1 protein-coding gene is annotated in these 14,029 nt (G+C 67.7%); it reads right to left on the reverse strand.

Annotated features, from left to right (window positions below; translation table 11 throughout):
* Window positions 1-41: 41 nt before the first annotated feature.
* On the reverse strand, window positions 42-14,003 hold the full coding sequence (locus AD664_RS12870) for a non-ribosomal peptide synthase/polyketide synthase (protein WP_053147013.1): 13,962 nt from the start codon (window positions 14,001-14,003) through the stop codon (window positions 42-44).
* Window positions 14,004-14,029 lie beyond the last annotated feature (26 nt).

Consider the following 14,029-nt stretch of genomic DNA (forward strand, 5'->3'; position numbering starts at 1 on the left):
CCCGCTGGGGTCAGGTGATGACCCCGCGGGCGCTGCGCCACTCACTGGCTTTGGGAGTTCGGTTTGGTCTTGAGCTTGCCCAGCAACTTGTCCAGGGATTTCTGGTTCAGCGCCTTGGCCAGCGGGAAGTCCGAAGGCATCAGTGCGCCGGCTTGCGGGTCGAGGCAGTGTTCGACCAGCGCTTGCAGGTGTTCGAGCAAGCGGGCGGGCAAGCGACTGTCGGTGTCCGGCGTGACGCTGTGCCATTCGACACGCAACACACCGTCCTCCAGCCAGGCCACCACTTCGCGGGCGTGAGTCACCCGGTTCGCCGGCGCCACGTCCGGCGGCGGCGTCAGGCCGCTGGCGCGCAACCAGCCTGCCGGTGCCTGTTCATGCCCAAGGTAGTTGAACAGCACATCGCCGTGACCGGCCGGCAGTTGACCGCGTTGGCGCAACAGGCCGTAGCCAAGCCCTTGGCCCGGCACCGCGCGCAGCGCCTCCTTGGCCTGGCGCACCTGCTCGCCACGGGCGCCGCTGGCGCTGACCCGCAGCGGGAACAGCGTGGTGAACCAACCGACGGTGCGACCGACGTCCAGGCCGTCAAGGGGCGCATCGCGACCGTGGCGTTCGAGGTCCACGACGATGTCGCTGTGGCCGTTGGCCTCCGCCAGGGTGGCGGCCAGGGCGGCGATCAGCAGCTCTTCCGGTTGCGTGCGGTAGGCCGCCTGGGACTCGGTCAGCCATTGATGGGTGCGGGTCGCTTCCCAGCGGGCCGACAGGGTCTGGCGCTCGGCGACTGTCGCCAGCGGCGCCGGGTTCGTGCCGACCTGGGTGCTCCAGTAGCGCTGTTCGCCGGTGACCTTGGCGGCGTAGGCGTGCAGTTGCTCGGCCCATTGCCGGTAGGCCGTGGTTTTCGCCGGCAATGTCGGCGTCTCGCCGCGTTCCAGGGCTGCGTACAGCTGTTGGAAGTCTTCCAGCAGCGGGGTCCAGGACACGGCATCCACCACCAGGTGATGCGCCACCAGGTACAGGCGTTGCGGTTCACCTTCCAGCAGCGCGGCGGCAAACAACGGGCCGTGTTGCAGGTCCAGGCTTTGCGCGACCGCGGCCAGTTGATCGGCGTGAGTGCAGAGAGTCAATTGCGCAGGCGCCACGGCGGCGATCTGCGCTTGCCATTGCACCTCGGCTTGCCCGGCGATCTGGCTGAAACGCAGGCGCAAGGCGTCGTGGTGCGCCACCAGCCGATCCAGCGCGGCCTGCACGAGGGCCGGTTCCAGGCGCCGGTCGCTGTCGGCCAGCACCGATTGGTTCCAGTGCGCGGGTTGCGGTTGCTGTTGGTCGAAGAACCACTGGTGCAACGGCATCAGCGGCATCGCGCCGGTGATCTCGCCCTGTTCGGCCTGGCTCAGCAGCGCGGTGGTCACTTGGGCCAGCGCCGCCGGGGTCGGCGAGCGGAACAGGTCGCGTGGGGTGAGCGAGTAGCCCTGCTCCCGCAAGCGGCTGATCAGCTTCAGGCCGAGAATCGAGTCACCGCCCAAGGCGAAGAAACTGTCCGTGGTGCCGACCTCACGGCCGACGGTCAGGCTTTCCCCGAGCAGTTCGCCGAACAGTTGGCACAACAGGCTTTCCAGGGCGTTGCGCGGTGCGGCGTAGTCCTTCTGGGTTTGCGGCAACGGCAGGGCGGCGAGGGCCTTGCGGTCGATCTTGCCGTTGCTGTTGAGCGGCAGCGCCGGCACCTGGACCCACACCGCCGGCACCATGTAGGCCGGTAGCTCGGCGGCGAGCAGGTTGTCGAGGCCCGATTGCGCGGTGGTGCTGCTGTAGAACGCCACCAGGCGATTGTCGATCACCAGGGTGCAGGCCGCGGTGATGGCCGGAAGGTTCAGCAGCGCCGCGTCGATCTCACCCAGCTCGATACGCTGGCCACGCAGCTTGACCTGATGGTCGAGGCGCCCGAGGTATTCGATGTTGCCGTCGGCGAGGAAGCGGCAACGGTCGCCGGTGCGGTACAGGCGATCACCGTCGATGAACGGGCTGGCCAGGAAACGCTCCTTGGTCAGGTCCGGGCGCTTGAGGTAACCACGGGCCACACCGACGCCACCGATGTACAGCTCGCCGATGCTGCCGATCGGCAACGGTTGCAGGGTTTCGTCGAGGATGTACAGGCGCAGGTTGGCGATGGGTTTGCCGATCGGCACGATCGTATCGTCCACCGAGCAGCGCCACACCGAGACGTCGATGGCCGCTTCGGTCGGGCCGTAGAGGTTGACCAGCGCCGCCGGGTGTTGGCCCATGAAACGCCGCACCAGGTCCACCGGCAACGCTTCGCCGCTGGCGAACACCTGGCGCAGGCTGTGGCAGTCGGCCAGGCTCGGTTCCTCGACGAAGGCGCGCAGCATCGACGGCACGAAGTGCAGCGTGGTGACCTGTTCCTGCTGGATCAACCGGCTGAGGTAGGCCGGGTCACGATGGCCGTCCGGACGGGCGACCACCAGGGTCGCGCCGGTGATCAGCGGCCAGAAGAACTCCCACACCGAGACGTCGAAGCTGTACGGGGTTTTCTGCAATACGCGGTCGTTCGGGCCAATCGGGAAGGCGTCCTGCATCCAGTACAGGCGGTTCATCAGGGCGCCGTGTTCGTTCATCACGCCTTTCGGCTGGCCGGTGGAGCCGGAGGTGTAGAGCACGTAGGCCAGGTCGTTGGCCTGCACGCTGATCGGTTCGAACGCAAGGGCCTCGGGCAGGGCGTCGAGGGTCCAGGCCGAATGCCCGGCCGGCAGCTTCGGCAACCATTGGGCTTGGGTCAGGGTGACCTTGGCGGCGGCGTCCTCGATCAGGAACGCCAGGCGCGCGGCGGGCAGTTCCGGGTCCAGCGGCAGCCAGGCGGCGCCGGCGTGGACGATGCCGAGCAAGGCGACGACCATGTCCACGGAACGTTCCATGCACACCGGCACGATGGTGTCGGCGCCGATGCCGGCTGCGCGCAGGGCACGAGCAACGGCTTGGGCGCGCAGGTCCAGTTCGGCGTAGCTCAGGCGTTGGCCTTCGAACACCAGCGCCGGGGCGTTGGGGCTCAGGGCCGCTTGCTGGCTCAGGGCCGTGTGCAGGTCATGCGGGCCGCTGTAGTGACGCTCGGTGGCGTTCCAGCGGTCCAGTTGCTGCTGGTCCTGCTGCTGCGGGAACAGCTCGATCAGCGTGCGTGTCGGCGCCGCCACCCATGCATCCAGCAGCGCACACCATTGCGCGCTCCAGCGTTGCATCGTCGCTTCGTCGAACAGCGCTGCCTGGTACTCCAGCGCCAGTGTCATGTCGCTGCCGTCGTCCTGGACTTCCCAGCTCTGCTCGAACTTGGCGTCGATCACTGGCAAGGCCTGCTCTTCGACGTTCAGCCCTGGCCACTGGCGGTTGTCCACCCGACCGTAGTTGAGGGAGAACAGCACCTGGAACAGCGGCGTGCGGTTCAGGTCGCGGTGTTGGGCGACCGCGCCGACCAGGGTGGCGAAGGGCAGGTCGGCGTGGGCTTGGGCCGCGCGCAGGTCGGCTTCGAGGTTGGCGAGCAACTGTTCGGCCGGGGCACGCGGATCGACTTCGCTGCGGATCACCAGGGTGTTGACCAGGCAGGCGAGCAGCGCCTGGGATTGCGCCTGTTCACGCTGGTCGGCCGGGGTGCCGAGACGAATCTCGCGCTGGCCGCTATAACGCGCCAGCAGTGCACTCAGGGCCGCGGCCAGGACCACGTACGGGGTCGTGCCGCGCTGGCGGGCGAACTGGCGGATCGCCTCGGCCCGCTGGGCGCCGAGGCTGACGATCAGTTGGCGGGCTCGTCGATCCGCTTCGGCGCCACGAGGATGGTCCACAGGCAGGTCGAGTTGATAGTCGTCCTGGCCCAGGTGGTTTTTCCAGTAGTCCAGGCTGGCGTTGCGTCGGGCCTGGGTGTCCGGGTGTCGTTGCCACAGGGCGAAGTCGACGTAGTCGATGTCCAGCGGCGCCCAGGTCGGCGATTGCCCTTCGAGACCGGCGGCGTAGGCCTGGGTCAGTTCGTCGATGAACAATTGCATGGCCCAACCGTCGGTGGCGCTGTGGTGCAGGCAAATCAGCAGGAGGTTTTCGTCGCTGCCCTGGCGTTGCAGCAGGTGCGCCCGCCAAGGCGCGGCGCGGGCCAGGTCGAAGGGGCGCATCAACTCGGCCTGGGCCGTGGCGCAGGCGCCGGCCCAGTCTTGGGTGGCGACGGACGTGACCGTGAGCGCCGGCCCATGGTCGTCGATCAGCAGTTGCGGCTCGCCTTCGACCTCGACAATGCGGCTGCGCAGCACCAGGTGACGTTGGCTGACCTGTTCGAACGCTTCACCCAGGACGCTGACCTGAAGCGCGCCGCGCAAGGTCAGGGCGAACGGCATGTGGTACTCGCGCGAATCCGGCACCAGGCGGCTGAGCAGCCAGAAGCGTTTTTGCGCCAGGCCCAACGGCAGTACGTCCGGACGTGGCTGCGGCGTGATCGACTCGCCTGGCAATGCGGCGCGCAGGTGTTCGGCCAGGGCCGCCACCGTGGGCTGGGCGAACACCAGTGCCAGGGGCAAGGCTACCCCAAGGCGCTCACGCACCCGGCTGACCAGGCGCGTGGCCAGCAGGGAGTGGCCGCCGAGCTGGAAGAAGTGATCGTCGACACTGACGCAGTCGCACGCCAGCACTTCGCTGAACACTTCGCAGAGCACCGCTTCGGTGGTGTTGCGCGGTGCCGTGTGAGGGCGTTCGCGCTGGCTTTGCGGCAACGGCAGGGCGGCCAGGGCCTTGCGGTCGAGTTTGCCGTTGCTGTTGAGCGGTAGGCGTTCGAGCTGAACGAAGAGGCCGGGCAACATGTGCGCGGGCAGGCTGGCGCCCAAGGCGCTGCGCAAGGCGGCCTCATCGGCGTCACCGCACCAGAAGCTCACCAGGCGTTGGTCGAGCAGGACGGTCGCGGCGTCGCGAACGCCGTCCTGGGCCAACAGCGCCGCGTCGATCTCACCCAGCTCGATACGCTGGCCACGCAGCTTGACCTGATGGTCGAGGCGCCCGAGGTATTCGATGTTGCCGTCGGCGAGGAAGCGGCAACGGTCGCCGGTGCGGTACAGGCGATCACCGTCGATGAACGGGCTGGCCAGGAAGCGTTCCTCGGTCAGGTCCGGGCGCTTGAGGTAACCGCGGGCCACGCCGACGCCCCCGATGTACAGCTCGCCGATGCTGCCGATCGGCAACGGTTGCAGGGTTTCGTCGAGGATGTACAGGCGCAGGTTGGCAATGGGCTTGCCGATCGGCACGATCGTATCGTCCACCGAGCAACGCCACACCGAGACGTCGATGGCCGCTTCGGTCGGGCCGTAGAGGTTGACCAGCGCCGCCGGGTGTTGGCCCATGAAACGCCGCACCAGGTCCACCGGCAACGCTTCGCCGCTGGCGAACACCTGGCGCAGGCTGTGGCAGTCGGCCAGGCTCGGTTCCTCGACGAAGGCGCGCAGCATCGACGGCACGAAGTGCAGCGTGGTGACCTGTTCCTGCTGGATCAACCGGCTGAGGTAGGCCGGGTCACGATGGCCGTCCGGACGGGCGACCACCAGGGTCGCGCCGGTGATCAGCGGCCAGAAGAACTCCCACACCGAGACGTCGAAGCTGTACGGGGTTTTCTGCAATACGCGGTCGTTCGGGCCAATCGGGAAGGCGTCCTGCATCCAGTACAGGCGGTTCATCAGGGCGCCGTGTTCGTTCATCACGCCTTTCGGCTGGCCGGTGGAGCCGGAGGTGTAGAGCACGTAGGCCAGGTCGTTGGCCTGCACGCTGATCGGGTCGAACGCAGGCGCCTCGGGCAGGGCGTCGAGGGTCCAGGCCGAATGCCCGGCCGGCAGTTTTGGCAGCCATTGGGCTTGGGTCAGGGTGACCTTGGCGTCGGCGTCCTCGATCAGGAACGCCAGGCGTGCGGCGGGCAGTTCCGGGTCCAGCGGCAGCCAGGCGGCGCCGGCGTGGACGATGCCGAGCAGGGCGACGACCATGTCCACGGAGCGCTCCATGCACACCGGCACGATGGCATCGGCACCGATGCCGGCTGCGCGCAGGGCTCGGGCAACGGCTTGGGCGCGCAGGTCCAGTTCGGCGTAGCTCAGGCGTTGGCCTTCGAACACCAGCGCCGGGGCGTTGGGGCTCAGGGCCGCTTGCTGGCTCAGGGCAGTGTGCAAGTCACGCGGGCCGCTGTAATGACGCTCGGTGGCGTTCCACTCGACCAGTTGCCGTTGGCGCTCGGCCGTTGGCAGTGGCGACCAGTCGCCAAGACGGGTGCGGGGGGCTTCGAGCAGGGACTCAAGCAACTGCTGCCACTGTTCCAGCCAGCGCCGGGCAGTGGTTTCGCTGAACAGCGCGGTGCGGTACTCCAGCAACACCGACAGCACTTCACCGTCGTGCACTTCCCAGTTCAGGTCGAACTTGGTCGCCTGGGCGCTCACTGCCTGTTCGCTGACTTGCAGCGGCGACCACGACTGGCTCGACGCCTCGGCGTTCTGCATGGCGAACAGCACCTGGAACAACGGCGTCTGGCCGAGGCTGCGGGCCGGCTTGAGGTGTTCGACGACCTGTTCGAACGGCACGTCCTGATGCTGCTGGGCGTCCAGCACGGTGCCGCGGACCTGATTCAGCAGGCCTTCGAAATCCAGGTTCGGGTCGAGGTCGGCGCGCATCACCACGGTGTTGACGAAGCAACCGATCAGCGGTTGCAGTTCGGCGAACGGACGTTGGGCCACCGGGCTGCCGACCCGCACATCGCGCTGGTTGGCGTGGCGGCCCAGAAGCAACTGCGCCGCCGCGAGCATCAGCATGTACAGCGTGGCGCCGCGTTGCTGGGCGAATTGCCGCAGGCGATCGACCAGGGCCGGTGGCAGTTGCCATTGCACGGCGCCGGCCGCTGGGGCGAGTTGGTCGGGACGACCGTGCTCGGTGGGCAGGTCCAGCAGGTAATCACCGTCCTCCAACTGGTTGCGCCAGTAGTCCAGCTGGCTGCTGAACGCGGCCTGCTGAGCGGGCTCGCGTTGCCAGAGCGCGTAGTCGGGGTATTGCAGCGCCAGGTCCGGCAGTGTGGCGCGGGTGCCCTGGCCATGGGCGCTGTAGCAGCGGCCCAGCTCATCCAGCAGGTTCTGGCTGGAGGCATCGTCGGTGGCGCAGTGGTGCACGCTGAGCAGCAACAACGACTGGGCGCGGCCGCTGCGTTGTAGCAGCGTGGCGCGGATCGGCTGTTCGCTGGCGAGGTCGAAACGGCGCCCGGTCTCGGTGTGGACGGCGGCGTCGGTCAACTGCTGCCAGTAAGCGTCGTCGGTCGCGTCCAGGGCGCTGACGCCCAAGGTGAGGTTGGCCTGGGGGTCAATGACCAGTGCCAACTCGCCGTCGTCGGTGCGCACGATGCGGCTGCGCAGGATTTCGTGACGCTGGGCCACCTGTTCAAGGGCCGCTTGCAGGGCGCGTGTGTCGAGTTCGCCGTCCAGTTGCACGGCGCTGACCACGTTGTACTCGCCACCGCCGGCACTCAATTGTTCAAGGAACCACAGGCGCTGTTGTTCGAACGACAGCGGCAGGCGTGCCGGGCGAGGCGCCGGTTGGAATGTCGCGGCGGGTGCTTGCAACGGGTCGTCCAGCAGCGCGGCCAGGGCTTGGAGGGTCGGGTGCTCGAACACCGCGCGCAGCGGCGGCACCGTGGCGAACTGTTGGCGCAGGCGGGCAAACAGCGCCGCCGCCAGCAGCGAATGGCCGCCGAGGTAGAAGAAGTGGCTGTCGCGACCGATCTGGGCCGCCGGCACGTTGAGCAGTTCCGACCACAGCGCGGCGAGTTGCTGTTCGGCGGCGCTGCGGGGCGGATCGAGGGCGTCCGGGGCGGCCTGGATGTCCGGTGCCGGCAAGGCCTTGCGGTTGAGCTTGCCATTGTCGGTCAGCGGCAGTTCATCCAGCAGCACGAACGCCGAAGGCACCATGTAGTCGGGCAGGGCGGCGCCGAGGGTCTTGCGCCAGGCATGGATGTCGGCCTGTTCGTCACAGGTCACGTAGGCCACCAGGCGCTTGTCGCCGGGCACGTCCTCGCGGGCCAGCACCACGGCCTGGCGCACGCCCGGCTGGGCGCCGATCAGGGTTTCGATTTCCCCCAGTTCGACGCGGAAGCCACGGATCTTGACCTGGTGATCCATGCGTCCCAGGTATTCGAGCTGGCCGTCGGGCAACCAGCGCACCAGGTCGCCGGACTTGTACATCCGGGCGCCTTCGACCGGCGAGAACGGGTCGTCGATGAACACCTTGGCGGTCTGCTCGGCGCGGTTGAGGTAGCCCAGGGTCACGCCGGCGCCGCCGATGTGCAGTTCGCCCGGTACGCCCACCGGCATCGGGTTGAGAAACCCATCGAGGACGTAGGTGCGCACGTTGGCAATCGGCCGGCCAATGATCGGGCGCTGGGGGAAATCATCGACCGCACAACCGGTGGCGTCCACGGTGCATTCGGTCGGGCCGTAGGTGTTGAAGAAGCGGCTGCCGGCAATCGATGGCAGGCGTTGCCACAGTTGCGCGTCCACCGCGTCGCCGCCGAACAGCACGAAGCGCGGCAGGTACACCTCGCCACGGCGCACGCCGTCGCTTTCGAGCAGGGCCTTGAGTTGGGCCGGAGTGCATTCGAAAGCGTCCAGGCGGGTTTCGGCGAAGAACTGCGCCAGCGCCTGTGGGTCGTAGCGCACGTCTTCCGGGGTCAGGTACAGGCTGTGGCCGTCGAGCAGCAGGATGAGCTCGGCCACCGAACTGTCGAAGGCGAACGAGTAGTTGAAGCTGGTGCGCATCGGCTGGTCGGTGTAGCGGCGATACAGGCCATGGATGCGCGCCCAGGCCAGGTTGACCACCGAGCCGTTGGTGACCAGGGTGCCCTTGGGCTTACCGGTCGAGCCAGAGGTGTACATGATGTAGGCCAGGTCGTTCGGCCCGGCGAGCGCCGGCAGGTTGTCGTCCGGCAGGTCGGCCAAGTGTGCCGCGTCGCTGTCCAGGCGCAGGCGGGGCAGGTCGGCGCCCAACTGCTCCAACAGCCCTTTTTGGCCGAGGAACAGCGCCGGTTGCGCGTCTTCGAGCATGTACGCCAGGCGATCCACCGGGTAGGTCGGGTCCAGCGGCACGTAGGCGCCGCCGGCCTTGAGGATGCCCAGCAGGCCGACCAACAGGTCCAACGAGCGCTCGACACACAGCGCCACCGGACGATTGGCGACCACGCCACGGCTGCGCAGGTAATGGGCCAACTGGTTGGCTCGACGGTTCAGCTCGTCGTAGCTCAGGCGGCGGCCCTCGAAGCACAGTGCATCGCGCTCCGGGGTCCGCTCGGCCTGTTGTTCGAACAGTTGGGCGAAGGTCAGGTGGCTGGGCACCTGCATCTCGGTCCTGTTCCACTCCACCACGGTGCGTTGCCATTCCGCATCCATCAACAGCGGCAAGGCCGCCACCGGGCGTTGCGGCTCGGCGAGCATGTGTTCGAGCAGGTGCTCAAGGCGGGCGAGGGTCTGGCGGGCGCTGTCGGCGGTGAACAGGTCAAGGGCGAACATCAGCTCCAGCTGGATCGGCGCATTGGCCGGGCACAGCACGTGCAAGTCCAGGTCGCATTCCGAGTGCCGCAGCGGTGTGTCCAGCGCTTCGAATGCCAGCCCGGGGAAGCGCAGCCGCGATTCCATGGCCAACTGTTGCGCCACCATCACCTGGTACAACGGCGCGTGGCTGAGGCTGCGAGGCAGTTGCAGGCTGTCCACCAGTTGCTCGAAAGGCAGGTCCTGGTGTTGCAGGCCACTGCGCAGGCGTTCGGCCACTTGTTTGACCAGGGCGGTGAAGTCTGCCTGAGGAGTAAAGTCGGCCCGGATCGCCAGGTTGTTCAGCAGGATACCGAGCAGGCCTTCGGTGCCCGGTTGCTCGCGATGGGTCACCGGGGTGCCGACCAGCACGGTGGCATCGCCGCTCAGGCGGTGCATCAGCACGGCGAAACCGGCGAACAGCACCGTGAACGGCGTGGTGCCGAGGCGGCTGGCAAAGGCTTGCACCCGGCCACTGAGTTCGGTGCTCAGTTCACGCTGGACGATCCCGGCGCGGTAGCTTTGCACCGACGGCCGTGGATGATCGGTCGGCAGCGCCAGCAACGGGCTGCCTTCGCTGTCGCGGCGATCCAGGGTGGCGGTCCAGTAGTCGAGCTGGCGCTTGAGTTCGGCGCCTTGCAGGTGTTCGCGCTGCCAGAGGGCGAAGTCGGCGTATTGCAGCGCCAGGGCTGGCAGTTGGGCGGGAGCGCCGTTGCAGCGGGCTTCATAGCCCAGGGCCAGTTCGCGCAGGGCGATGGTGGCCGACCAGGCGTCCGACACCAGGTGGTGCAGGGCGATGCCCAGCACGTGTTCCTGCGGCGCCAGGCGCAGCAGGCGTGCGCGCAGCAGCGGCGGGGTGGCCAGGTCGAACGGCTGCTCGAAAGTCTCTTGCAGGGCCGTGAACTGCGCGCCCTCGCGGGCCGTGGTGGAAAGCCCGGAAAGATCGTCGAAGGGCAGGGCAATGGTCAGCGACGGGCTGATGCATTGGCTCGGCACGCCGTCGCGGCTGTCGATGCCGGTGCGCAGGATTTCATGGCGCGCCAGCAGGTCATTCAGGCTGGCGTGCAGGGCCTCGACATTGAGCTCGCCCTTGAGGTGCAGGGCGAACGGGATGTTGAACAGCGTCGTGCCCGGGGTCAGTTGCTCGATGAACCACAGGCGTTGCTGCGAGAACGACAGCGGCAGCAAGGCCGGGCGCGGTCGGGCGGTCGGCGCCGCGAGGGCGGTGGCCTGCGGCGCGGCGGCGTCGGCCTGGCGTGCGGCGATGGCGTCGGCCAGCAGGGCCACGGTCGGTTGTTCGAACAGCGTGCGCAGCGGCAGCTCCAGTTTGAAGTGGCTGCGCAGCCGCGCGACGATCTGGGTCGCCAGCAGCGAGTGGCCGCCGAGGGTGAAGAAGTTGTCCTCCACGCCAATGCTGTCGCGCCCCAGGACCTCGGCCCAGATGGCGGCCACGGCGCTTTCCAGCGCGTTGCGCGGGGCGATGCTTTGCCGGGTGTCGACCTGCCAGTCCAGCTCCCGGGCGGCCAGGGCCTTGCGGTCGACCTTGCCGTTGTTGTTCAGCGGCAGGCCTTCCAGGCAAACGAATGCCGCCGGCACCATGTACGGCGGCAACTGCGCCCGCAGGTGGTCGCTCAGCCCGTCGCTGCCCAGGGTGTCGTCATGGGCCGACCAGTACGCCACCAGCCAGGCTTCGCCCGCGGTGTTTTCCCGCAGCAGCACGGCGGCTTCGCGCACGTTGGCATGCTGGGCGAGGCGGTGTTCGATTTCGGTCAGTTCGATCCGGTGGCCGCGCAGTTTCACCTGCTGGTCGCGCCGGCCGAGGTATTCGATCACCCCGTCGGCACGCCAGCGTCCCAGGTCACCGGTGCGGTACACGCGAGCGTCGAGTGACGGGTGGTCGATGAAGGCATCAGCGGTGCGCTTAGGGTCGTGCAGGTAGCCGCGGCCGACACCGACGCCACCGACGCAGATCTCCCCGGCCACGCCGACCGGCACCGGGCGCAGGCTTTCGTCCAGCACATACAGGCGGTTGTTGGCGGTCGGCTGGCCGATGGGCATGTGGCTGACGTTGGCATCGGGTGCGGCAAAGATCGGCTGGAACGCCACGTCGTCGGCGCACTCGGCCGGCCCGTAGGCGTTCATCAGGGCAATGTCGGGGAAGCGCGCGAACCAGTCCCGGGCCACGGTGGGCGGCAGGGCTTCACCGGTGGGCAGGACCCAGCGCAGGTCGGGCAGTTGCAGGTCGCACGGGCACAGGGCGAGCAAGGTGCGCATCAGGCTCGGGACGATTTCCAGCACGCTCAGGCGCTCGCTGGCGAGCACGTGCAGCAGGCGCTGCGGGTCGTGGGCGATTTCGTCCGCAAGGATGTGCACGGTGGCACCGAGCACCGGCGCGGCGAGGAACTGCCACACCGAAATGTCGAACGCCACCGAGGCGGTCTGGGGAATCCGGTCCTCGGCATCCAGCCCCAGGGCCGGGACCTTGCCGAAGATGTTGTTGAGCATGCCGCGCTGTTCGATCATCACGCCCTTTGGCGTACCGGTCGAACCCGAGGTGAACAGCACGTAGGCCAGGCTCTGCGGACGACCGAGCAGGGGCAGCGGCGCGTCGTTGCCGGACTTCCAGCAGGCTTCGGCGAACAACGCCGCGGGGGGCTGGTCGAGGCCGCCGAGCAAGGGCTCGAGCAGGCCGCCGGCCGCTTCGCTGACCACCAGCAACGGCGCGCGGGCCAGGCTGAGGATTTCCCGCAGGCGCTCGGGCGGGTGGTTGACTTCCAACGGCAGCATGGCGGCGCCGGCCTTGAACACGGCGATCATCATGGTCAGGAGTGCCAGGCCACGGGGGGCGACCAGGGCGACCAGTTGATCTTCTCCGGCACCGGCGTCGCGCAAGGCGTGAGCCAGGCGGGTGGAGCGCCGGTCCAGCTCGGCGTAGGTCAGCGACTCGTCGTCACAGCGCGCGACGACCTGATCACCGCGCTGGGCGACCTGGGCGGCGAACAACTGGGCGTAGCTCTGGTCGAGGGGGAAGTCGTGAGGGTTGACCGCCCAATCGTCCAGCAATTGCTGGCGCTCTTCGACGGCCAGCAGTTCAAAGCTGCCCAGGGGCGCGTCCGGCGCCGCCAGCATGCCTTCGACCAGGCTGGCGATATGCCCGAGCAGGCGTTGCACGGTGGACGCCTCGAAGCGTTCGCGGTCATAGGACACGCGGATGCCCAGTTGCTCGCCGGGCAGGATCACCACGGTCAGGCCGTAGTGGGTGTGTACGCTGTGGTCCATGCCTTCAAGGCTGAACTGGAAGCCGCCTTCGAGGATCTGCTCGTCGATGGGCGCGTTTTCAAACACCAGGATGCTGTCGAACAGGGTTTCGCCGCGAGGGAAATCGCTCCAGCCCTGGATGTCGGTCAACGGCGTGTGCTCGAAGTCGCGCATGTCGACATTGAGCCCTTGCAAGGCGCTCAGCCAATCGCCAAAGGTAGCGTTCGGGTCGACCGAAACCCGCAGCGGCAGGGTGTTGATGAACAGGCCGATCATTTCCGCCACGCCGGTCAGGTCCGCCGGCCGGCCGGCCACGGTGACACCGAAGACCACGTCTTGCTGCCCGCTGTAGCGCGACAGCAGCAACGACCAGACGCCCTGGAAGAAGGTGTTCGGGGTGATCCGGCGGCTGCGGCAGAACGCGGCCAGTGCCTGGGTCTGTGTGGCGCTGAGGTGAATCAGTTGATCGTCCACCAGCACCGCGTCGGTGTAGCGGTCGCGGGTCACACCGTTGTCCACGGTCAGCGGCGTGGGCGCATTGAGGCCTTGCAGCTGGCCACGCCAGAACTGTTCGGCCTTGCTCGCGTCCTGGCGTTGCAGCCACTGGATGTAGTCGCGAAACGGCCGCGGGCTTTTCAGTTCAGGCGTGCGGTCGTTGCACAGCGCTTCGTAGACCTTGAGGAAGTCCACCGTCACCAGGGAAATGCACCAGGCGTCCATCAGGATGTGGTGGAAGCTGCGAATGAATTCGTACGACTCGTCGGCCAGGCGCACCAGGCGGAAGCGAATCAGCGGCGGCTTCGACAGGTTGAAGCCGACTTTCTGTTCGTCTTCGAGCAGGGCGCGGATGCGCGCCTCCTGTTCGTGAGGGGCGAGGCCGCGCAGGTCGAGGGTATCCAGCGGCACCTTGACCTCGCGATGGATCACCTGCACCGGTTGCTTCTGGCTTTTCCATTGGAAACTGGCGCGCAGGGACGGATGCAGCGCCACCACCTGGCGCCACGACTCGAGGAACAGCACCTCGTCGATGGCCCCGCCGATGCGGTAGCGATCCTGCATCAGGTAGACACCGGAGTCTTCGTGGAGCAGAGAATGGAACAGCATCCCCTGTTGCAGCGGCGACAGCGGGTAGATGTCTTCGATCGGGTTGCCGGTGGTCTTTGCGGTGGTCATTGAAAGCGTCCTGCGTAAAAAGGGGC

The sequence above is a fragment of the Pseudomonas sp. P97.38 genome, from assembly GCF_001269745.1.
Lineage (GTDB): Bacteria > Pseudomonadota > Gammaproteobacteria > Pseudomonadales > Pseudomonadaceae > Aquipseudomonas > Aquipseudomonas chlororaphis_E.